The sequence below is a fragment of the Antarctobacter heliothermus genome (assembly GCF_900188425.1).
Classification (GTDB): domain Bacteria; phylum Pseudomonadota; class Alphaproteobacteria; order Rhodobacterales; family Rhodobacteraceae; genus Antarctobacter; species Antarctobacter heliothermus.
In genome coordinates this window covers 31,087-52,080 of record NZ_FZON01000001.1, presented here as the reverse complement: position 1 = coordinate 52,080, position 20,994 = coordinate 31,087, and the positions used below count along the sequence as shown (strand labels likewise).

Here is a 20,994-nt window from a genome sequence, read left to right as displayed (position 1 = left end):
CGCCACGTCAACTCGGAACGACAGGGGCGCCGACAAGCGACGCCCCCGAAAGATCAGCTTAGTCCATCGCCTTGAAGTTGAACTCTCCGCCTTCCTTGATGCCAGAGAACCAGCGCGCGGTGACGGTCTTGGTCTTGGTATAGAATCGGAAGGCGTCGGGGCCGTATTGGTTGAGGTCGCCAAAGGCCGATTTCTTCCAGCCGCCAAAGGTATGGTACGACAGCGGCACCGGGATCGGGAAGTTGATGCCAACCATGCCGACGTTGACCCGGTGGGCAAAGTCACGCGCGGTGTCGCCGTCGGCGGTGTAGATCGCGGTGCCATTGCCGTAGGGGTTGTCGATCACAAGGTTCAGCGCGTCCTCATAGGTGTCAGCGCGAACGGTGGACAGGACCGGGCCAAAGATTTCCTCTTTGTAGATGTCCATGTCCGGGGTCACGTTGTCGAACAGCGAGGGGCCGACGAAAAAGCCGTTCTCATAGCCCTGCATTTCGAACCCACGCCCGTCGATGACCAGCTTGGCGCCTTGATTCACGCCGCTGTCGACCAGACCTTCGATGCGCGACTTGGCGGCGGCGGTGATCACCGGGCCATAGTCCACGTCGTCGCCCGAGGTGTAAGGACCGACCTTGAGTTTTTCGACGCGCGGGATCAGCCGTTCGATCAAGCCGTCAGCGGTTTCCTTGCCCACCGGCACAGCGACGGAGATCGCCATGCAGCGTTCACCGGCGGCACCGTAGCCGGCGCCGACCAACGCGTCGGCGGCCTTGTCCAGATCGGCGTCGGGCATGATGATCATGTGGTTCTTGGCACCGCCAAAGCATTGGGCGCGTTTGCCGTTGTTGGCGGCGCGGCCATAGATGTACTGCGCGATGGGCGTCGAGCCGACAAAGCCGACGGCGGCGACGTCCTCGTTGTCGAGGATTGCATCGACCACGGATTTGTCACCGTTCACGACCTGCAACACGCCATCGGGCAGACCGGCCTCTTGCAGCAGTTCCGCCAGACGCAGCGCGGTGGAGGGCACACGCTCGGACGGTTTGAGGATCATGGCGTTGCCGCAGGACAGCGCCGGGGCCATCTTCCACAGCGGGATCATGGCGGGAAAGTTGAACGGCGTGATGCCCGCAACCACACCCAGCGGCTGGCGCATGGAATAGAGGTCGATGCCGGGGCCGCCATCATCGGTGAACTCACCTTTCAGCAGGCTGGGCGCGCCCATGCAGACCTCAACGACCTCAAGACCGCGCTGCACGTCGCCCTTGGCGTCGGGCAGGGTCTTGCCGTGTTCACGGGCGACCAGCTCGGCCAGTTCGTCCATGTGTTTGTTGATCAAGGCACCGAATGCCATCATCACGCGGGCGCGGCGCTGCGGATTGGTGTTGCCCCATGCGACCTGCGCCTCTTTCGCCTTGGCGACGGCCTCGTTCAGTTCCTCGACCGACGACAGCGGCGTCTTGGCCTGCACTTCGCCGGTGGCGGGGTTGAAGACGTCCGAAAACCGGCCCGAGCCGCTTTTGACGTGCTGGCCGTTGATCCAGTTTGTGAGTTCGGTCATGGAATCCTCCTGCTATGCTTGGCGCGGATCGTACTCTTGCAAAAATGCTGTGAACAGACAGAATGCGGCAAAGGCGTTTTGCGTTTTTGCAAAGGAGGCATGGTGGACAACTGGGACGACCTGCGGATTTTCCTTGCCGTGGCGCGCGACGAAAGCCTGTCGGCGGCGGGGCGGCGGCTGCGGATGGATGCGGCCACGGTGGGACGGCGGGTGGCGCGGCTGGAGGAAAGCCTTGGCGCGCCCTTGTTCGCCAAGTCGCCGCAGGGCTATGCGCTGACCGAGGCGGGATCGCGCCTTGTGCGCTTTGCCGAAGAGGCGGAACAGGCCACCAGCCAGGCGTCCGAGGCGCTGGTGGGCCGGACCGAGGGTCTGTCGGGGCAGATCCGGATCGGCGCGCCGGATGGCTGCGCCAGCTTCCTGCTGCCGCAGGTCTGCGCGCGGATCGCCGACCGCAACCCGGATCTGGACGTGCAGATCGTGGCGCTGCCGCGGGTGGTCAATCTCAGTCGGCGGGAGGCGGATATGGCCATCGCCGTCTCGCCGCCCTCTGCCGGGCGGCTGGTTGTGCAGAAAGTGACCGACTACCGGCTGCATCTGGCCGCAAGTGACGCCTATCTGGCCGCACATGCCCCCATAGCGGTGCCTGAAGACCTGAAGGGGCATCGGGCGGTCGGCTATATCCCCGACATGATCTTTGACAAGGAACTGGACTACCTTGGCGAACTGGGGGTCGAGCGGGTGCCGCTGGCGTCCAATTCCGTTGCGGTGCAGTTTCATTGGCTGCGGCAGGGCGCGGGGCTGGGAATCGTGCATGACTTTGCCATGCCGACCGCGCCGGGCCTGCGGTTTGTCCTGCGCGAACAGATTTCGCTGACCCGCAGTTTCTACCTTGTGCGCCACGCCGACGACCGGCGGCTGGAACGCCAGACCCGTTTCGCCGAGGCGCTGGTGGCGGGAATGCGTGAGGAACTGACCCGGCTGGAACTGTTGGCAGAGCAGGGCGGGCCGCCCGGCTGAGCGGCGCAAGTCCGTGCGCGGGGGCCGATGGAGAGGTCCATGAGACTTTCAACCACTTGACAGTCTGTATCGACCCGCGCCACGCTACTGTCATGGCCATGTTGCAGGGAGGTCACGCGATGCAGGTTCACCAGATCCTCAAGAGTAAGGGCACCGACGGGGTTTACACCGTCACGCCGGGAACCACGGTTTCAGAGGCCGCGAGGATCCTCACGGAGAAACGCATCGGGACGGTGGTCGTCTCCGAAGACGGTGAGATTGCCCTTGGCATCCTGTCGGAACGCGACATCGTGCGCGAATTGGCGTCCAAGGGTGCCGCCTGCCTTGATGCGTCGGTTGATACATACATGACGTCGGACCCCTTTACCTGCGCCCGCGAGGATTCCGCCGACGGCATTCTGACCCGGATGACCGAAGGCCGGTTCCGCCACATGCCCGTGGTCGAGGACGGCAAGATGGTCGGGCTGGTGACATTGGGGGACGTGGTCAAGGCGCGTCTGACAGAACTGGCCGCCGAAAAGGACGCGCTGGAAGGCATGATTTCAAACCCCTGGTAAGTGGATTTGCCGCATCGCGGCGGATCATGGTTGCATTTCACGGCGCAATATTGTTGCGTCTCAAAGGCAAACCAGAAGGGAAGCTGCGATGCGCGTCGGTCTTTATCCCGGAACCTTTGACCCCTTAACGCTGGGGCATATCGATATTATCCGGCGCGGCGCCTCCCTGGTGGACCGGCTGGTGATCGGCGTGGCCATCAACCGCGACAAGGGGCCCTTGTTCAAGCTCGAAGAGCGTGTGGCCATGATCGAGGCCGAGTGCCGCGAATTGTCCGAACAGACGGGCACGGAGATCGTGGCGCATCCGTTCGAGAACCTGCTGATCGACTGCGCCAATGACGTTGGCGCACAGATCATCATTCGCGGCCTGCGCGCGGTGGCGGATTTCGAGTATGAGTATCAGATGGTCGGCATGAACCGCGCGCTGGATGACAGCGTCGAGACGGTGTTCCTGATGGCGGAGGCGCGGCATCAGGCCATTGCCTCCAAACTGGTCAAGGAAATCGCGCGGCTGGGCGGGGACGTGTCAAAATTTGTCCCCCCTGCCGTGAATGCCGCGCTCAAGCATCGGTTGGGCACCTGAGCCACCAGACAGAAATGACGTATCGGACTGTCCGCCGCGAGGCGGTCAGCGATCAGGCCTTGCAGATGAACTGCATGGCGATGTCCTGCGCGGGATAGCTGCGGCGCGTGACGTAAGGCCCGTTCTGGATTGTCTCGCTGGCCATCCTGCGGTTCGACCGATCTGCCTTGACGAGGGTGTAGGCCCCGGCGCCGCCCCGATGTTCCGGGCGCGGCGCCGTGTCGCAAACTGTTGGCGCGATGGCCTTAACCGTAGACGGCCTGACGCGCGATGCGACGGATTTCGGACGGTGCAATGTCAAGGTCGCGGGCCGTCACGGCGTCGAGCGATTCCAGCTCGCGGACGGTGGCGCGGAATTGGGCGTGCTTGTTCATGCGGATGCGGATGTCGGAAAAGAGGGTCATATCAAAGTCTCCTGTTTGCGTTTATGTTACCGCAAACATAGGTGCGCTGCAGTGCAGCACAATTGCCGGAAACGGATAGTCGCCTTGCGTTTTTTGCAGGTCTTCCCTTGGGGAAAGAAAACGCGGGTATCGGGAGGCCCGCGTCCCATCCATGCAAAAAGGCCGCCCGAAAGCGGCCTTTGTCTGTCACCCTGCGGGGTGATGTCAGATCAGTTTGCCCATGGCGACAGCGGTGTCGGCCATGCGGTTGGAAAAGCCCCATTCGTTGTCATACCACGTCAGGATGCGGCACATGGTGCCCTCCATGACCTTGGTCTGGTCGGTGTGAAAGATCGACGAATGCGGGTCATGGTTGAAATCGGTCGAGACCAGCTTTTTGTCCGTATACCCCAGCACGCCCTTGAGCGGACCATCGGCTGCGGTGCGGATCAGGGCGTTGATCTCTTCGACGGTGGTGTCGCGCGAGGCCTCGAACGTAAGGTCAACGACCGAGACATTGGGCGTGGGCACGCGGATCGCAACGCCGTCCAGCTTGCCGTTCAGTTCCGGCAGCACCAGACCCACGGCCTTGGCCGCGCCGGTCGAGGTGGGGATCATCGACAGGGCCGCCGCGCGGGCGCGGTACAGATCCTTGTGCATGGTGTCCAGCGTCGGCTGGTCGCCGGTATAGCTGTGGATCGTGGTCATGAAGCCTTTGACGATGCCGATTTCGTCGTTCAGCACCTTGACCACCGGGGCCAGGCAGTTGGTGGTGCAGGAGGCGTTGGAGACCACCAGATCCTCTGCCGTCAGCACGCTGTCGTTGACGCCGTAGACGATGGTCTTGTCCGCGTCCTTGCCGGGGGCCGAGATCAGAACGCGGCTGGACCCGTTGTCCAGATGCGCCTGACAGGCCTCTTTCGAGGTAAAGATCCCGGTACATTCCAGCACCACGTCCACGTCCGACCACGGCAGGTCGGCGGGGTTGCGGATGGCGGTCACGCGGATCGGGCCACGGCCCACGTCGATGCTGTCGTCGCCATGCGTCACCTCGACCGGGAACCGGCCATGTACGCTGTCGTATTGCAGCAGGTGGGCATTGGTTTCCACCGGGCCAAGATCGTTGATTGCGATCACTTCGATGTCGGTGCGGCCGGATTCGATGATGGCGCGCAGGACATTGCGTCCGATGCGGCCGAAGCCATTGATGGCGACTTTGACGGTCATTGGGAGGGTCCCTTTTGTGTCGTGGGGCGGATACGGAAGAAAATGATCTTGTTACCGCTAACAATCATCCAGGCGCGAAAAAGTCAACCCGGGCAACTGCTGTCAGCTTAGCGCCAGAAGGCCAGCCAGTCGATCAGGACAAAGACCTTGCGCCCAAGGAACAGCAGGTTCGCCCCATCGGTCAAGGACATGTCCGCGACAACCGCGCCGACAAGGATAAGCCCAAGGATGATGGCAAGCCGGTTGGTCATGGGGCGCGGGCCTTTGCTGCGGGTTGTTGCGCCCAGTCATGCCAGAGCGGGCAGGCCATGTCACGTCGGGCTGTGATGCGTTGGGGGCGCAGTTATCAGCTCCTCGATGAACAGGGCAAGAAACGCGCCGCGCCCGCTGATCCCGGGGTTGCTGTAGATCGCGCCCAGATGCGCCCAGATGCGCCCAGATGCGCCTTGTCCGTATCGTCGGTATTGCCGCGCATCTGCGCAACCTCGGGGATGGTAAGCCCCTTGAGCGTCAGCATCGCCACATCCTGTTCCGACAGGGGCATGCGCCAGTTTTCGAATTGCTGCGTGACGATGTCATGAAAGGCCCCGGCGGCAAGGTCCATGTTTCGGCGACCTGCGGGACTGCGGGCCGTGGACAAAAGATGCACTGCACCGGGCCGATGCGGTATTGGCCGAAAGCCGGGGGTTTGCGGCCTATGACTTCGGTTTCGGCGGGTTTCTCGCGTCTCAGCGCGCCTTGGCCGCCAGCACAAACAGCGCCGCAATCGCCGCAGAGGCAAAGACGTTGTAGTTGGCCATCGACAGGCCGAACAGCTCCCACGGGATCTGGTCGCAGGGCACCATCGGCGCGTTCATGATCGCGTCCAGCGCCTCTTGCGGGGTCAGCCCCTCAATCGACGGCGCCGTGCAGCTTTTCAGCCCGTCCCACCACTTGCGCTCTACACCGCTGTGAAAGATCCCGACCAATGAACTGGACAGCGCCGCCAGTGCGCCCAGACCCAGCAGGATGCGCGCCGGAACCACCAGCGCGATGGCGCCAAACCCCAATGCGCCGAAATGGCCGTAGCGTTGCCAGTAGCACAACTGACAAGGCGGCAACCCGCGAAAATACTGAAAGTACAACGCGCCAAGCAAGAGTCCGGCTGATCCGACGAGGGCCAGAAGAGTATAAGTGCGACGGGTCATAGGGTCCTCATGATGGCTTGGCCACTGCAGTGGTGGCGCAGGACGGGGGGCGGTTCAAGTCATTGCGGCCCCTTGGGGGCATGTTTGGTGCGCTCAGAGACCGATCCATGCCTTGATCAGGCTGGCCAGCGTCGCACCCGCAAATATGAGGGTGGCAATCCAGGTTGTCCCCAGAATCGCCCCAACCAGGACCAGCACGCCATCGCGCTGCAACAGGCCCATGGCCACCACCACGACCGCAAAACCGGGCACCGTGTTGGTGCCCGGCAGCGGCACCATGATCGAGGCGCTGAACACCACAAGGCCAAGCCCGACAAGCTGGTCGACAGGGCGGCGAGTCAGTGCGCCCAGCCTGGGGCGGCTGACGGCCTCGATTCGGCGCAGCCAGGGTCCGGCGCGGCGGGCGAGACTGGCCAGTCCAGCCGTCGAGACCGTGCGCGCGCCCAGTTTGCGGGGCAGCCAGGGCATCCGGCGGCCCAGCAGGATTTGCACGGACACGAACATCAATGGCAACGAGACGATCTGCGGAATCCCGTACAGGAAGGGGATGCAGCAGGGCAGCGCGAGGATCAGCAGAAAGAGACCAAAGGCCCGTTCGTGCAATTGCGAAAGGATCCAGTCGAGCGACACAGAGTCGCCCGGCGCCTCCGCGACCAGACTGTCAAGGCGGTCCGATATGGCCAGGATGCTGGCGTCAGAGGTCGTCATAAAGGAGTTTCCTGGCCTTTTGGCGCGCAAGAGGGCGTCCGTGATTTGCCTCCGGTTAGCAAATCGGCTGCGTGGGCGCCAGCCATTGACCGCCGCACCTTTGACGCCGGGTGTGGCGTTGCACATGACGTAGGCATGTATGTGTGGTTGCCGCTATGGCGGGTTTTGTCATCGCTGTTGCAAATCGCCCTTGTCCAGACAAATGCGGGCGGCTAAAGACGTGGTCCGTGCCCAAGTGGCGGAACGGTAGACGCAGGGGATTCAAAATCCCCCGCCTTTGCGGGTGTGTGGGTTCGAATCCCACCTTGGGCACCACATATCAGACCATCATTCTGGACTGCCGTCGCTTTGTCTCGGGACAAAACGAGCGGGCCGGCTGGATTTGCAAGCGACCATCAGGCTGAAAGGCCGATCAGCAATCGTCGGGATCGCGGTTGGCAAACCGGACCGGGTGCTTGCGTGTCTCGACAGACGGGCGGTCTTCGATGCCTGCCGCTACAGATCAGCCCATTATCGCCAGCATGACGTGTCCGCCGGTTAGGAACCATACCGCCGATGCGGACAGGGGGGCCTGTCCGCAAGTGGGCGTGTTAGGCGGTGTCGCCGGGGGGCCGCTTGCGCTTGTTCTTGGACATGGCCTCTTTGACCACACGGTTGAAGGCTTTGCCGCGCGCGCGCGATTCCGCCACCGTTTCAGAGTTGTGGCGATCCTCGCGCCGCAGTTTGCCCCAGCGGGCCAGGCGGTCCGCGTCGAGATCTCCGGCGGCAATGGCGGCCTGCACGGCGCAGCCCGGTTCGCCCTCATGCGCGCAATTGCGGAACCGACAGGTCAGCGCCAGTTCCTCGATGTCGTCAAAGACCGCGCTGATGCCGTCGCCCACATCTGCCAATTGCAATTCGCGCATCCCCGGCGTGTCGATCAGCCAGCCGCCCGCAAGCGTTGGCGCAAGGCTGCGGTTAGTGGTGGTGTGGCGGCCCCTGGCGTCATCCTCGCGGATGCCGCGTGTTGCGGCGTCCTCTCCGGTCAGCGCATTGCGCAGCGTTGTCTTGCCCACACCCGATGACCCGACAAGCGCCAGTGTCTGGCCGTTCTTGCACCACGGGGTCAGGCGAGCCACCTCCTCGGGATCGCGGGCGTTCAGGCTGATCGCGGTCACCAGCGGAGACAGGCGTTGCGCCTGCCTCAGGTAGTCATCCGCATCCACGGCCATGTCGGGTTTGGTCAGCACGATCAGCGGCAGGCAGCCGCCGGAATGCGCCAGCGCCAGATAGCGTTCCAGCCGTGCAACATTGAAATCGGCGTTGCAGCTGGTGACGATGCCCAGCGTGTCGACGTTGGCTGCGATGCGCTGCATCCTGACGTCACGCCCGGCGGCGCGTCGGGTGATCTCGCCGGTCGGGGTCAGGCGCCGCACCGCATGGGTGCTGTTGCTCAGAACCCAGTCGCCCACGACATAGGTGCCTGTGGATTCCGTGGGCAAGAGGTCAACCTGACCCGCAAGAGTGACGGCGCGCAGACGGTCGCGGTGAACCTCGGCGATGCGGGCAGGGGTCAGGCCAGCATCCTCTGGCGTCAGTTGGCGTGCAAAATGGTCCGACCATCCAAGGCCGGTCAGTGTGTCATCTGTCAATGCGATAAGTCCCGTTCAGACATGCAATTGGGTCCGCCGGAGGCGGCCCGGTGTGCGTGCACGGGCGGCGGGCTGGTGTTCAGCGCGCGGCCCGGAGGGGGGATGCAATCTCCATCTTGTCCTCCGTCCTGTTGGGTCTGCATCTTGTCTAGACCCGGCGGGCCGCCGCTGCAAGCGCTGGTATCAACCGCTGGTATTCTGGGGCCCGCGTTGCTATCTGCCGCGCAACAGCAAAGGCAGGGACGCGCGATGTCACCGATCAACGTCATGTGCATCAAGTGGGGGACGCTGTTTGGTCCCGAATACGTCAACCGGCTATACTCGGGCGTGCGGCGCAACCTGTCGCGCCCGGTGCGGTTTTTCTGCATGACCGAACACGGCGAGGGGCTGCATCCGGATATCGAGGTGCTGGGCCTGCCGGTGGAACCCTTTGCCGAACCGATGAACGCGGCGCTTGCGGTGGCGAACCGGCAAGGGGCGATGCGCAAGACCTCGCTGTTTCGGCCCGGATTGGTGCCGGATCTGGCGGGGCCTGTTTTGGGGTTCGATTTGGACGTGGTGATCACCGGGTCGCTGGATGAGATCCACGACCTGGCCCCCGGCATGGTGGCGATGCGCCACGATTGGACCGAAAAGCGCAAGGGGCGGCCCACTGGGCACGGATCGGTCTTTCGCTTTGATCCGGCCTTGCACGGGTTCCTGTACGACGATCTCGCCGCCAACCCCTATGCCGAGGTCGAAGAGGCGCGCGGCTCGGAACAGCGCTATACCTCGCACAAGGCGATGGGGCGGGAGGTGTTCACCTATATTCCCGACCCTTGGGTGGTGTCGTTCAAATATGATTGCAACCCGTTTCCGGGCAACTATTTCCGCGCGCCGCGCCTGCCACAGGATGCCCGCGTGGTCTGTTTTCACGGACGACCCAAGATGCCAGAGGCCATCGCCGGATACAGCGGGTCAGTGATCCGCTATGCCAAGCCATCCGGCTGGTTGCAGGACCACTGGGTCACGCGGGCGCGCGCCGATCTGGGCAGCGACTGGGCCTGACACGAAACGAACTGGACCGGACAGTTACCCCAGGTCAGTCTTTGGACAAAAGGGCGTCATCGCCGATGCCCAATGCGTCCAGCAGGGCAGTGGGGCGGGTGGCCTTCATCAGGCCATCACCGCGCCAGCCGGTCTGGATCCCCAGCAATTCGTAGGTTTCGGCGTCCAGCAGCAACCCGCCTCCGGTGGGAACGCTGCCGCGGCAGGTGTTCAGGAAACTGCCCGGAGACAGATTTGACCGAGGCGTCGGAGCGGCGACCTGACACTCTGTGTCGATGATCGACAGCACGCCATCCGACGTATGGAACACCAGAATGGCCCGTTGCCCGGGCATCGGGTCTGCCGTGGCGTGTTTCAGGATCGGGGCCGTGGGCACTTTTCTGTCGCCCCCGACCACTTGCAGCACAGCTGCCGGCCCGGTCGGAAGGAGTGCAGCGGCGACGGGCACCACCTCAAAGGTCTGCTGCGATGCGGCAGGGCCAAGGTGCACACGCATATGGCCGGTGCGGATCCCGGCGTCCCGCATCACCCGGTCGGGAAAGCAGGTTCCCACGGCCAGCATCTTGTTGTCCCGCAGCCGAAGCGCCATGCAATGGCTTTGTTGCAAGTGCTCATATCGATAGAGAATATCACCGTAGGCGATATAGGTTTGCTGACCGTTCGGCGTAGTGAGACAGGTTTCCACCAAACCGGCGCCCTGCGCCAATGCCGTCAACTTGGCGTCCGCCCGCGTCAGCGACCGTGCGCTAGGCGAATGCCCCTTGTCAAACTGCGACGCGCGACGGGCGTCTGTGTTGAAACAGCCCGTGACCGGCCCCGGATCGGGGTTGATGAACCCGTCCGCGCGGACGGGGGCCGCGCCAAGGGACAACAGGCAGACGGTGGCTAGGGCCAGTCGATACAGCATTTGATCATCCCCGGGCAGCAGGTCTGGCCACCATACCCGAATTGGCCGCAATTGTCCGGGTTTCGTTGCTGGCCCCGCCATACACGCATCGACGTCGATCTGCCGATCGCGGCGGCATCCTCTTGCCCCTGCACGGCTTCGCGCGTTATGACCGGACCAAGAGCGAACGAACAGAAGGGCAGGCGCATGGCACGTCGCGTAGTTGTCACCGGGCTGGGGCTTGTCACGCCACTGGCGTCCGGAGTGGAAGAAACATGGTCACGCCTGCTGGACGGACAGTCCGGCGCGGGCACCATCACCAAGTTTGACGCCAGCCATCTGGCCACGACCTATGCCTGCGAAGTTCCGTATGGTGACGGCACGGACGGCACCTTTAATGTCGACGACTACATGGACAAAAAGGAACAGCGCAAGGTGGATGAATTCATCCGCTTTGGCATTGCCGCTGCCGATCAGGCGGTGCGGGATGCCGGCTGGACGCCCGAGGATGAAGAGGACCGCCTGCGCACCGGCGTCATGATCGGCTCTGGCATCGGCGGGCTGAACTCCATCGCGGAAACCGCGCTGCTGATCCGGGACAAGGGTCCACGCCGGGTGTCGCCGTTCTTTATCCCCGGCGCGCTGATCAACCTGATTTCCGGCAACGTGTCGATCCGCTATGGCTTCAAGGGCCCGAACCATGCGGTTGTGACCGCCTGTTCCACCGGCGCGCATGCCATCGGCGATGCGGCGCGGTTGATCAAATACGGCGACGCCGACGTGATGATCGCGGGCGGCGCAGAGGCGGCCATTTCGGAAATCGGCATCGCCGGGTTCAACGCTTGCAAGGCGCTGTCGACCAAGCGCGGCGACGATCCGCAAAAGGCCAGCCGCCCTTACGACGCCGACCGTGACGGGTTTGTCATGGGCGAAGGCGCGGGCGTTGTGGTGCTGGAGGAATACGAACACGCCAAGGCGCGCGGCGCCAAGATCTATGCCGAGGTTTGCGGCTACGGCCTGTCGGGCGACGCCTATCACATCACCGCGCCTGCCTCGGACGGCGATGGCGGCGAACGGTCGATGCGGGCGGCGTTGAAGGACGCGGGCCTGACGCCCGACGCGCTGGACTATATCAACGCGCACGGCACCTCGACCATGGCGGACACCATCGAACTGGGCGCGGTGGAGCGTATGTTGGGCGATGCCGTGTCCAATGCGACCATGTCGTCGACCAAGTCGGCAACCGGGCACCTGCTGGGCGCCGCTGGCGCGATCGAGGCGATCTTTTCGATCCTTGCGATCCGCGATCAGGTGGTCCCGCCGACCATCAATCTTGACAATCCGGCGGTCGAAACCCCGATCGACCTTGCGCCCAACGCCAAACGCGAACGCAAGATCACCTATGCGCTGTCGAACTCTTTCGGCTTTGGCGGCACCAACGCCAGCGTGATCTTCGGCAAACCGGAGTAATCCCCCATGTGGCGCAGTATCGCCTCGAACGCGCTGACCTTTCTGGTTGTCGCGCTGTTCCTTTTCGGCGGCGTCCTGATCTGGGGCCAGTCCGAGTATTCGGCCGAAGGGCCGCTTGACGCGCCGATCTGCCTGGAGGTGCCGCGCGGCACCAACATGCGCGCGGTGTCTGAGGATCTGTCGGATCAGGGCGCGGTGTCCAGCGCGATGATCTTTCGCCTTGGCGCGGATTACACCGACCGGGCGCAGGCCCTGAAGGCGGGCAGCTATCTGGTGCCGGAACACGCCTCGATGACAGAGATCACCGATATTGTCACCCGTGGCGGTGCCTCGACCTGCGGGACAGAGGTGGTGTACCGGATCGGGATCACCCGCGCCACGGTGCAGGTGCGCGAGATCGACCCGGTGACGGGGCGCTATGAAGAGCGCGCCAGCTTTGACCCCGGTGAGGGCGACATCCCCGAGGTCTACACCCGTGTCAAAGAGGCCGGAGACACCCGTTACCGCGTGGCGCTGGCCGAGGGCGTGACCAGCTGGCAGGTGGTCGAGGAGCTGAAACAGATCGACGTGCTTGAGGGCGCGGTAGACGTGCCGCCAGAAGGCAGTCTGGCCCCCGACAGCTATGAAATCGGGGTCGGGGACACCCGCGCCGAGGTGATCACGCGCATGCAGCAGGCGCAGGAAGTGATCCTTGCACAGGCCTGGTCGAACCGCGCATCGGGCCTGCCGCTGGAAAGCCCCGAAGAGGCGCTGATCCTGGCCTCGATCATCGAAAAGGAAACCGGCGGCCCGCAAGAGCGGCGCGAGGTCGCCAGCGTCTTTGTGAACCGGCTGGAAAAGGGCATGCGCCTGCAAACCGACCCGACGGTGATCTATGGTGTCACAGAGGGGCAGGGCGTGTTGGGCCGGGGGCTGCGCCAGTCAGAGTTGCGCAAGGAAACGCCATGGAACACCTATGTGATCAATGGTCTGCCTCCGACGCCCATCGCCAATCCTGGCCGTGCCAGCATCGAGGCGGCGCTGGACCCGGCGAACACGGATTACATCTATTTCGTGGCCAAGACGTTGAATCCGTCAGACGGTCATAACTTTGCGGTGACGCTGGATGAACACAACCGCAACGTCGCCACCTATCGCGCGTTGGAGGCGGCGCGCGACCAGTAGGGACGTGCTGGCGGCGGTGTGATCCGGCGGAGCGCGCTGGCGCGCGCGCTGTTTGACCCGTCCGGCGGCCTGCGGCCTCCGGTCGGGCGGTTGGAGTGCCATGTCGGTGAGGTATTGCGCATCAAGGCTCACCAGCAAACAGACACTCGGGGAGGCGGGCCGTCGAGGTCAATTCCCGGTGATGGCGCGCTGCGCTTTCTTGGTGAGTTTTGAAAAGACGATCCGATATGACGTTTCGATCCGGTCGCGCAGTTCCACTGGCGGGATGGCGTCCCAGTCCAGCAAAACCCAGGAGCGATGGAAATAGGGCGCGCGGGTGGCGCGCTGCAGGTCGATCAGGAGCTGTGCATCTTCGACAGAGGGGGTCTTGACCGAAACGCCGTCCCCCATGCTGCCGATGCAGGCGAACATCTTGCCGCCCACCTTCCATGCGTCGTGGCCACCGCCCCAAGGGTCGGACCACTCCGCGCCGGGTTGGGCGCGGCAGATATCATTGACGATATCGCGGCTCATGCCGCCAGCATGGCCTGCGCGGGGCTATTCGTCCAGCGGCCGATCCCCCATCAGGTAGCGCGGGCCGGCCCCAGCGCGCGCGGCGCGATCCTCGGGGTTGTAGAGCTTGCAGCTTTGCAACGACAGGCAGCCGCAACCGATGCAACTGTCCAGACGTTGCCGAAGGGCGGTCATCCGGTCGATGCGGGCGTCCAGCACCTGCCCGAAGCGGCGGGAAATGCGCGTCCAGTCAGCCTTGGTCGGGGCGCGGTCCTGCGGCAGGGTCGACAGCTCGGTTCTGATTTCGGCAAGGGTAAAGCCCAGTTGCTGCGCGATCATCACAAAGGACAATCGCCGGACATCGGCCCGCTGATAGCGCCGTTGCCCGCCCGCGTTGCGATCGGGAAAGACGAGGGATTCGGATTCGTAGTGGCGAATGGCTGACGCGGCGAGGCCGGTGCGGGTCGAGATTTCGCCGATTGTCAGTCCCGATTTGTTCATGCCGTTGAAAAACCTGAGAAGATTGTTCTTGAGTTAAAGTATACTTGAAGTGCGATCTTGTCGCCACCTTGAACAGAACGAAAGAGCGAACGATGGCACGATTGGAACACGTCAACATCACCGTCCCCGACGCCCAGGCGACGGCGGCATTTCTGACCCGGTTGCTGGACTGGCATGTCCGGTGGGAGGGTAATTCCCTGAACGGCGGCTATTCGGTGCATGTGGGCGAAACAGACAGCTATCTGGCGCTGTATTCGCCCAAATCCTCGGTCGCGTCTGCTGTGCCGCGCTATGCCAACAGCGCCGGGTTGAACCATGTGGGTATCGTGGTCGACGATCTGGACGCGGTAGAGGCGCGGGTGCGTGATCTGGGGTTCGAGACCCATAACCATGCGGACTATGAGCCGGGGCGCCGGTTCTATTTCGACGGACCGGATGCGGTGGAATATGAGATGGTCTGCTACGACTGACCCCGGATATGGCTGAGAAGTTGGGCTGTGAGGCGGGACTTGGCGTCCTGCCTCCGGTCTGCTATCACGGCGCCATGACGACCGCCGCACATATCCCCTGCTGCATTATCTGCTGACATCGGTCGGGTCCCCCCGGCCAACGGCGGGACGGTCCTCTATTCCAATCCATCATGAGAGTTGCTAGGCCCGCCGCAACATTTGCGAAGGACGAGGCCATGGACATTCGCTTTACCAACTCTGCGACCCGGAAGAAGGACATCTTTGTCCCGATCGACCCGACAAATGTGCGGATGTATCTCTGCGGTCCCACGGTCTATGACCGGGCCCATCTGGGCAACGCGCGGCCCGTGCTGGTGTTTGACGTGCTCTACCGGCTGCTGCGCCATGTTTACGATGTCGATCACGTCACCTATGTGCGCAATTTCACCGACGTGGACGACAAGATCAACGCCACCGCGCTGAAACGCAAGGAGGCGGGGGCGGCTGGGTCGTTGGAGGATCTGGTGCGCGAACGGTCCGATGAGACGATAGGCTGGTATCACGCGGACATGGATGCCTTGGGCGCGTTACGACCGGATCACGAACCGCGTGCCACCGGCTATATCGGCGAGATGGTCGCCATGATCGAAACCCTGATCGCGCGGGGTCACGCCTATGCGGCGGAGGGCCATGTGCTGTTCTCGGTCGAAAGCTACGATGGCTATGGCGCGCTGTCGGGCCGGTCAGTTGATGACATGATCGCGGGCGCGCGGGTAGAGGTGGCACCGTACAAGAAGAACCCGATGGATTTTGTCCTGTGGAAGCCGTCCACGGACGAGTTGCCGGGATGGGACAGCCCCTGGGGCCGTGGGCGGCCGGGGTGGCATATCGAATGCTCGGCCATGAGCCATGCGCTGTTGGGTGAGACGTTTGACATCCACGGCGGCGGCAATGATTTGACTTTTCCGCATCATGAGAACGAGATCGCCCAGTCGAAATGCGCCCATCCTGAGGGGGATTTTGCCCGCGTCTGGCTGCACAACGAGATGTTGCAGGTCGAGGGCAAGAAGATGTCCAAGAGCCTTGGCAACTTCTTTACCGTGCGGGATCTGCTGGAGCAGGGCGTTCCGGGCGAAGTGATCCGTTTTGTGATGCTGTCGACGCATTACCGCAAGCCGATGGACTGGACGGCGGAGAAAGCGCGTGAGGCGGAGACCACCCTGCGCAAGTGGCGCGGTATGGTTGAAGGGGTTGAGCCGGGCGAAATCCCCGAGCCTGTGGTTGCCGCATTGGCCGACGATCTGAACACCGCCGGTGCGATTTCCGAGCTGCACCGTCTGGCCGCGGCGGGGGAGGCCCCAGCGCTGAAGGCCGGGGCGGGGTTGCTCGGGTTGCTGACGCCGGATCTGGCCGGATGGGACACCGTTTCAGTGGATCTGTCGGCATTGGCGGACCGTCTGGCCGGGGTGCGCGCCGAGGCCATGCAGAGCAAGGATTTTTCCGAGGTCGACAGGCTGAAGGCGGCGCTGATCGCGGCGGGGGTCGAGGTGCGCATGTCCAAGGCGGGTGTGGAGCTGGTGCCGGGCGCGGGCTTTGACGCGGTGAAGTTGGAGGCTTTGGGATGAGGGATCCGTTCGCGGCAAAGGACGGAAGCGAGGGGCCAGCCCCTCGCGCTCCCCGGGATATTTTTGGCCAGAAGAAGGCAGGGGCGTGGTGATGGTTAAAGAACGTCTTTCGCTTTACGACACCACGCTGCGCGATGGGCAGCAGACGCAAGGGGTGCAGTTCTCGACCGCTGAAAAGCTGCGCATCGCGGCGGCGCTGGATGCGCTGGGGGTCGATTACATTGAAGGCGGTTGGCCGGGGGCGAATCCGACTGACAGCGCCTTTTTCGAGGAGGTGCACAAGACCCGCGCCACCATGACCGCCTTTGGCATGACCAAACGCGCGGGTCGGTCAGCCGCCAATGATGAGGTGTTGGCCGCGGTCCTGAACGCGGGCACGCCCGCCGTCTGTCTGGTGGGCAAGACACATGATTTCCACGTCACCACGGCGCTGGGGATCACGTTGGACGAGAACATTGCCAACATCGCGGCCTCTGTGTCCCATCTTGTGGGGCAGGGGCGCGAGGCGCTGTTTGATGCCGAGCATTTCTTTGACGGCTACAAGGCAAACGCGCCTTATGCGCTGGATTGCCTGCGCGCGGCGTTGGAGGCGGGCGCGCGGTGGATTGTGCTGTGTGACACCAATGGCGGGACTTTGCCGCATGAAATTGGGCAGATCGTGCGCGATGTGATCGAAAACGCGGTGCCGGGCGACCGATTGGGCATCCACACGCACAATGACACGGAAACCGCTGTGGCCGGGTCTTTGGCGGCGATCATGGCGGGGGCGCGTCAGGTACAGGGGACTCTGAACGGGTTGGGTGAACGCTGTGGCAACGCCAACCTGACGGCGCTGATCCCGACACTGATGTTGAAGGCGCCCTACAAGGACATGTTCGACATTGGCGTCAGCACCGAGGCGCTGGCAGGACTGACCCGTACCAGCCGGATGCTGGACGACATCCTGAACCGGGTGCCACAGAAACAAGTGGCCTATGTTGGCGCCTCGGCCTTTGCCCATAAGGCCGGATTGCACGCCAGCGCGATCCTCAAGGACCCGACCACCTATGAGCACATCGACCCCACGATGGTTGGCAACCGTCGCGTGGTGCCGATGTCCAATCAGGCGGGCCAGTCCAACCTGCGCAGACGGTTGGGGGAGATGGGGCTGGAGGTCGACAAGAGCAATCCGGCGCTGGCGCGCATTCTGGATCGCGTCAAGGAGCAGGAAAGCGAGGGTTATTCCTACGACACCGCGCAGGCCAGTTTTGAGTTGCTGGCGCGGGACGAATTGGGGCTGCTGCCCGAGTTCTTTGAGGTCAAACGCTACCGGGTGACGGTGGAGCGGCGTAAGAACAAGTACAACAAGATGGTGTCGCTGTCCGAGGCGGTTGTGGTTGTGAAGGTGGACGGCGAGAAAAAGCTGTCGGTGTCGGAATCGATGGACGAGGCGGGCAATGACCGTGGACCTGTCAACGCGCTGTCCAAGGCGCTGGCCAAGGATCTGGGCCGCTATCAGGAGGCGATTGACGACATGCGGCTGGTCGACTTCAAGGTGCGCATCACCCAGGGTGGCACAGAGGCGGTGACCCGCGTCATCATCGACAGTGAAGATCGTCAGGGGCGGCGGTGGGCCACCGTGGGCGTCAGTGCGAACATCGTGGATGCCTCGTTCGAGGCGCTGTTGGATGCGGTGCGGTGGAAGCTGGTGCGCGACGGCGAAACAGGGGCGGCCTGATGGACTGGAGCACCTTTTTCGAGGTTCACAAGGATCTGCCGCGCGAGGGGCCGGGCACCGCAGAGGATGTGGTTTGGGCCACGGGTCTGGCCGGGTTGCCCGAGGGCGCGGTGATCTGTGACGCCGCAGCAGGTCCGGGCGCGGATGTGGAGGTGCTGGCGCAGGCCGTGCCGGGCGCGCGGGTGTTGGCGTTTGACAAGCAGGAAGGGTTTGTCGCGCAAATGCGGGCGCGGTTTTTGGACACGCCCGATGTGTCCGTTCAAAGGGCCGATCTGGCAGAGACTGCCGATCTGCCGCGGGTCCCGTTTGACATGATCTGGTGCGCCGGAGCGCTGTATTTTTTGGGTCTGGAACACGGGCTGGAGGTCATGCGCGGCGCGTTGAAACCCGGCGCCGTGCTTGCGTTTTCAGAGCCCTGTCATTTTACCGACACGCCCGGCCCCGAGGCTTGTGCCTTTTGGGAGGGATATCCGACACGCAACCGCCTGGGCATCGTGGCGGCTGTGACAGCGGCAGGATATGAAATCCTTGGCACGCGGGATGTGTCCGACGCGGGCTGGGAGGCCTATTATCAGCCGATGGAGGCGCGCATCGAGACGTTGCGCGCGCAGGGGGACGCGCGGCTGACCGACATGCTGGATCTTTGCGCCAAAGAGGCAGAGGACTGGCGCGCGGTGCGTTCGGAAACCGGCTATCTGCTGACCGTGGCGCGGAGGGTGTCGTGACTATTGAACCGGGCAGTGACCTGTACGCTTGTGCGCAGATCGTCGAGCGCGGCGACCCGGAGCGGTTTGCCGCGGCGATGGCGTCGCCGGTGTCCGCCCGCGCGGTGTTGTTTCCGCTCTACGCGTTCAACGTCGAGGTGTCCCGCGCCCCATGGGTGACGCAGGAACCGATGATCGCCCGGATGCGGCTGCAATGGTGGCACGACGCGCTGGAAGAGATCGCAGCGGGTGGGTTTGTGCGGCGTCATGAGGTGGTGACCCCGTTGGCGCAGGCGCTGGCGGGCGTTGATCCGGCCCCGTTGATGGCGGCGATAGATGCGCGTGAAGCCGATCTGGACCGGGCGCCCTTTGCCGATGAGGCTGCCTTGCTGGACTATCTTGAAAAGACATCGGGCGGGATTGCCGTGGTGGCGCTGATCGCGTTGGGTGCTCCGCGCGAGCGGGCGAGCGCCGCCTTGCCGATTGCGCGCGGCGCGGCGTTGGCGCGGTATCTTCAGGCGGTGCCGGAACTGGAGGCGCGCGGCAAGCTGCCCTTGCCGGACGGGCGGCCCGAGGCGCTGGCACAGTTGGCGCGGCGGCAGTTGGACGACATGCCGCGCGGCCTGCGGGCGCAGCGCCGGTCCTTGGGCGCGGCGGGTCCGGCGCTGCGCGAGTTTGCGCTGGCGCGGCCCTTGCTGGAGGTGGTCGCACGCGATCCGGCAGTTGTTGCCGAAGGGCGATTGCAACTCAGCGAGTTCCAGCGGCGCTGGCGGCTGTTACTGGGCTGAGGCCTCGTCCCGAGGCCGCAGCACCAGCCAGATCAGTGCACCGCCCGCCAGCACGAGGAAGGGCGCCATGGCAAGGTTCACCGCCGTCCAGCCCTGCTGCGCCGACCCGCCCGAGCAGTTCATCAATCCGCCCGAAGCCAGCGAGGCAAAGGTCACGCCGCCAAAGACGATCAGGTCGTTCAGACCCTGCATGCGGCCACGCTCATGCGGCTCATGCGCGCCGGCCAGCATGGTAGTGGCGCCGATAAAGCCAAAGTTCCAGCCCAGCCCCAGCAGCACCAGCGCCACAAAGAACTGTTCCAGCGCGACGCCCGACAGGCCGACAACACCGGCGCCCGCTAGGATCACCAGTCCTGTGGCCATGATCTTTTCAACGCCGAAGCGGGCGATCAGGTGGCCGGTGAAGAAACTGGGTGCGAACATCGCCAGAACGTGGGCGGTGACCACATTGGCAGCGTCGTTCGTCTCAAACCCGCAGCCCACCACGGCCAGCGGCGTCGAGGTCATCACAAGGTTCATCAGCGCGTAGGAAACGGTGGCACAGATCACCGCGACGGCGATGCGCGGGGTGGCCAGCAGCTGCATCCGGGTCCGGCCCTTGGGCGCGTCCTCGGCCGGGCGTGGCGGGCGCGGAATCTGGAGGAACAGGAACAGCAGCGCGCCCAGAAGGTTGAGCGCGATTACCGCCGCATAGGTGCCAAGAAAGGGCACCACAAAGGCGTCCGAGGTTGCCTTGACCAGTTGCGGACCGATGATGGCCGAGGCCAGCCCGCCCGCCATGACGTAGGAAATCGCCTTGGGGCGGAATTCATCCGACGCGGTGTCGGCGGCGGCGAATCGGTAGAAACCCTGTGCCGACATGTAGGTGCCGGTGATCAACGACCCCAGCAGGAAGATCGGGAAGGAGGCCATGTAAAGTCCGTAGGCCCCGACAGCGCCGCCAAGCGCGCCCGCACCCGCGCCGACAAAGAACCCGGCGCGCCGCCCGTATTGCTGCATCAGCCAGGACACCGGCGTTGCCGACAGCATCGACCCCAGCACGATCAGAGAGATCGGCAGGGTTGCGAAACAGATGTTGGAGGCAAGCGACTGTCCGGCCAGCCCGCCGATGGTAAAGATCATCGGCATCTGTGCGCCCAGGATCGCCTGCGCGAGAACAAGAACCACTACGTTGCGGCGGGCGGGGGCGTCATGTGCGGATGTCATGATGTGATGGGTATGTGGCGGCGCGGGTCGGTGCAAGAGCGTTTGTGTCGCGCCGTGGATCGAAGGCGGCTAGGGGGAAGGTTGGGGATGGTTG

Annotated in this window: 23 protein-coding genes and 1 tRNA gene; 12 read left to right on the top strand and 12 right to left on the bottom strand. The window is 63.8% G+C overall.

The window, feature by feature from the left end:
- Nucleotides 1–58 precede the first annotated feature (58 nt).
- A complete protein-coding gene (locus CHB90_RS00285; RefSeq protein WP_089275818.1) occupies nucleotides 59–1,558 on the bottom strand; it encodes a CoA-acylating methylmalonate-semialdehyde dehydrogenase in 1,500 nt (499 codons plus the stop codon).
- 99 nt (nucleotides 1,559–1,657) lie between these two features.
- Here CHB90_RS00285 and CHB90_RS00280 point away from each other — a divergent pair, with 99 nt between their 5' ends.
- The 3 genes from CHB90_RS00280 (at nucleotide 1,658) to coaD (ending at nucleotide 3,715) form a co-directional block, all read left to right on the top strand.
- Nucleotides 1,658–2,575, top strand: coding sequence for a LysR family transcriptional regulator (locus CHB90_RS00280; protein WP_089275817.1), 918 nt, complete (start codon nucleotides 1,658–1,660; stop codon nucleotides 2,573–2,575).
- A gap of 119 nt (nucleotides 2,576–2,694) precedes the next feature.
- A complete protein-coding gene (locus tag CHB90_RS00275; protein ID WP_089275816.1) occupies nucleotides 2,695–3,132 on the top strand; it encodes a CBS domain-containing protein in 438 nt (145 codons plus the stop codon).
- An 88-nt stretch (nucleotides 3,133–3,220) separates the two neighbouring features.
- Nucleotides 3,221–3,715, top strand: a complete 495-nt coding sequence (coaD, locus tag CHB90_RS00270) for a pantetheine-phosphate adenylyltransferase (protein WP_089275815.1) — start codon at nucleotides 3,221–3,223, stop codon at nucleotides 3,713–3,715.
- A 245-nt stretch (nucleotides 3,716–3,960) separates the two neighbouring features.
- Here coaD and CHB90_RS26440 read toward each other — a convergent pair whose 3' ends face one another.
- The 6 genes from CHB90_RS26440 to CHB90_RS00245 all read right to left on the bottom strand — a co-directional run bounded on the left by CHB90_RS26440 (nucleotide 3,961) and on the right by CHB90_RS00245 (nucleotide 7,220).
- The gene (locus tag CHB90_RS26440) at nucleotides 3,961–4,119 is read right to left on the bottom strand and encodes a hypothetical protein (protein ID WP_170940945.1); all 159 of its coding nucleotides are present in this window, start codon (nucleotides 4,117–4,119) and stop codon (nucleotides 3,961–3,963) included.
- A 204-nt stretch (nucleotides 4,120–4,323) separates the two neighbouring features.
- Entirely contained in the window at nucleotides 4,324–5,325 is a 1,002-nt protein-coding gene (gene gap, locus CHB90_RS00265; RefSeq protein ID WP_089275814.1) for a type I glyceraldehyde-3-phosphate dehydrogenase, read from the bottom strand.
- Nucleotides 5,326–5,432: 107 nt separating this feature from the next.
- The gene (locus CHB90_RS00260) at nucleotides 5,433–5,576 is read right to left on the bottom strand and encodes a glyceraldehyde-3-phosphate dehydrogenase (RefSeq protein WP_089275813.1); all 144 of its coding nucleotides are present in this window, start codon (nucleotides 5,574–5,576) and stop codon (nucleotides 5,433–5,435) included.
- Between the two features lie 95 nt (nucleotides 5,577–5,671).
- Nucleotides 5,672–5,929 carry a hypothetical protein gene (locus CHB90_RS00255; RefSeq protein WP_089275812.1) on the bottom strand — a complete coding sequence of 86 codons (258 nt, stop codon included), beginning with the start codon at nucleotides 5,927–5,929 and terminating at the stop codon, nucleotides 5,672–5,674.
- A gap of 124 nt (nucleotides 5,930–6,053) precedes the next feature.
- Entirely contained in the window at nucleotides 6,054–6,512 is a 459-nt protein-coding gene (locus tag CHB90_RS00250; protein WP_089275811.1) for a disulfide bond formation protein B, read from the bottom strand.
- A 93-nt stretch (nucleotides 6,513–6,605) separates the two neighbouring features.
- Entirely contained in the window at nucleotides 6,606–7,220 is a 615-nt protein-coding gene (locus CHB90_RS00245) for an exopolysaccharide biosynthesis protein (RefSeq protein WP_089275810.1), read from the bottom strand.
- Between the two features lie 229 nt (nucleotides 7,221–7,449).
- On the opposite strand from CHB90_RS00245, the gene CHB90_RS00240 reads away from it, so the two are divergent.
- A tRNA-Leu gene (locus CHB90_RS00240) sits at nucleotides 7,450–7,535 on the top strand.
- A gap of 275 nt (nucleotides 7,536–7,810) precedes the next feature.
- Here the strand turns inward: CHB90_RS00240 and rsgA are convergent.
- Nucleotides 7,811–8,851: a ribosome small subunit-dependent GTPase A gene (rsgA, locus tag CHB90_RS00235; RefSeq protein WP_089275809.1), complete on the bottom strand. Its 1,041-nt coding sequence runs from the start codon at nucleotides 8,849–8,851 to the stop codon at nucleotides 7,811–7,813.
- A gap of 249 nt (nucleotides 8,852–9,100) precedes the next feature.
- Here rsgA and CHB90_RS00230 point away from each other — a divergent pair, with 249 nt between their 5' ends.
- On the top strand, nucleotides 9,101–9,898 hold the full coding sequence (locus CHB90_RS00230; RefSeq protein ID WP_089275808.1) for a glycosyl transferase: 798 nt from the start codon (nucleotides 9,101–9,103) through the stop codon (nucleotides 9,896–9,898).
- A 34-nt stretch (nucleotides 9,899–9,932) separates the two neighbouring features.
- Here the strand turns inward: CHB90_RS00230 and CHB90_RS00225 are convergent, their stop codons facing one another.
- Complete coding sequence (locus CHB90_RS00225; RefSeq protein WP_089275807.1) at nucleotides 9,933–10,805, bottom strand: hypothetical protein; 873 nt, start codon at nucleotides 10,803–10,805, stop codon at nucleotides 9,933–9,935.
- A gap of 186 nt (nucleotides 10,806–10,991) precedes the next feature.
- Between CHB90_RS00225 and fabF the strand changes: the two genes are divergently transcribed.
- A complete protein-coding gene (gene fabF, locus CHB90_RS00220) occupies nucleotides 10,992–12,254 on the top strand; it encodes a beta-ketoacyl-ACP synthase II (RefSeq protein WP_089275806.1) in 1,263 nt (420 codons plus the stop codon).
- A gap of 6 nt (nucleotides 12,255–12,260) precedes the next feature.
- Nucleotides 12,261–13,418, top strand: a complete 1,158-nt coding sequence (gene mltG / locus CHB90_RS00215; RefSeq protein WP_089275805.1) for an endolytic transglycosylase MltG — start codon at nucleotides 12,261–12,263, stop codon at nucleotides 13,416–13,418.
- Nucleotides 13,419–13,586: 168 nt separating this feature from the next.
- On the opposite strand, the gene CHB90_RS00210 is transcribed toward mltG, so the two are convergent.
- The gene (locus CHB90_RS00210) at nucleotides 13,587–13,931 is read right to left on the bottom strand and encodes an MmcQ/YjbR family DNA-binding protein (RefSeq protein ID WP_089275804.1); all 345 of its coding nucleotides are present in this window, start codon (nucleotides 13,929–13,931) and stop codon (nucleotides 13,587–13,589) included.
- A gap of 24 nt (nucleotides 13,932–13,955) precedes the next feature.
- Nucleotides 13,956–14,411 carry a redox-sensitive transcriptional activator SoxR gene (soxR, locus tag CHB90_RS00205; protein ID WP_089275803.1) on the bottom strand — a complete coding sequence of 152 codons (456 nt, stop codon included), beginning with the start codon at nucleotides 14,409–14,411 and terminating at the stop codon, nucleotides 13,956–13,958.
- Between the two features lie 92 nt (nucleotides 14,412–14,503).
- Here soxR and CHB90_RS00200 point away from each other — a divergent pair, with 92 nt between their 5' ends.
- The 5 genes from CHB90_RS00200 (at nucleotide 14,504) to CHB90_RS00180 (ending at nucleotide 19,694) form a co-directional block, all read left to right on the top strand.
- Nucleotides 14,504–14,881, top strand: a complete 378-nt coding sequence (locus tag CHB90_RS00200; protein WP_089275802.1) for a VOC family protein — start codon at nucleotides 14,504–14,506, stop codon at nucleotides 14,879–14,881.
- A 215-nt stretch (nucleotides 14,882–15,096) separates the two neighbouring features.
- Entirely contained in the window at nucleotides 15,097–16,485 is a 1,389-nt protein-coding gene (gene cysS / locus CHB90_RS00195; protein WP_089275801.1) for a cysteine--tRNA ligase, read from the top strand.
- A gap of 91 nt (nucleotides 16,486–16,576) precedes the next feature.
- Nucleotides 16,577–18,202, top strand: a complete 1,626-nt coding sequence (gene cimA / locus CHB90_RS00190; protein WP_089275800.1) for a citramalate synthase — start codon at nucleotides 16,577–16,579, stop codon at nucleotides 18,200–18,202.
- Nucleotides 18,202–18,927: a class I SAM-dependent methyltransferase gene (locus CHB90_RS00185; protein WP_089275799.1), complete on the top strand. Its 726-nt coding sequence runs from the start codon at nucleotides 18,202–18,204 to the stop codon at nucleotides 18,925–18,927. Before cimA ends, CHB90_RS00185 begins: the two co-directional genes overlap by 1 nt.
- 2 nt (nucleotides 18,928–18,929) lie before the next feature.
- The gene (locus tag CHB90_RS00180; protein WP_089275997.1) at nucleotides 18,930–19,694 is read left to right on the top strand and encodes a squalene/phytoene synthase family protein; all 765 of its coding nucleotides are present in this window, start codon (nucleotides 18,930–18,932) and stop codon (nucleotides 19,692–19,694) included.
- Here the strand turns inward: CHB90_RS00180 and CHB90_RS00175 are convergent.
- Nucleotides 19,683–20,900: an MFS transporter gene (locus CHB90_RS00175; RefSeq protein WP_089275798.1), complete on the bottom strand. Its 1,218-nt coding sequence runs from the start codon at nucleotides 20,898–20,900 to the stop codon at nucleotides 19,683–19,685. The two genes, CHB90_RS00180 and CHB90_RS00175, sit on opposite strands and share 12 nt — an antisense overlap.
- Nucleotides 20,901–20,994 lie beyond the last annotated feature (94 nt).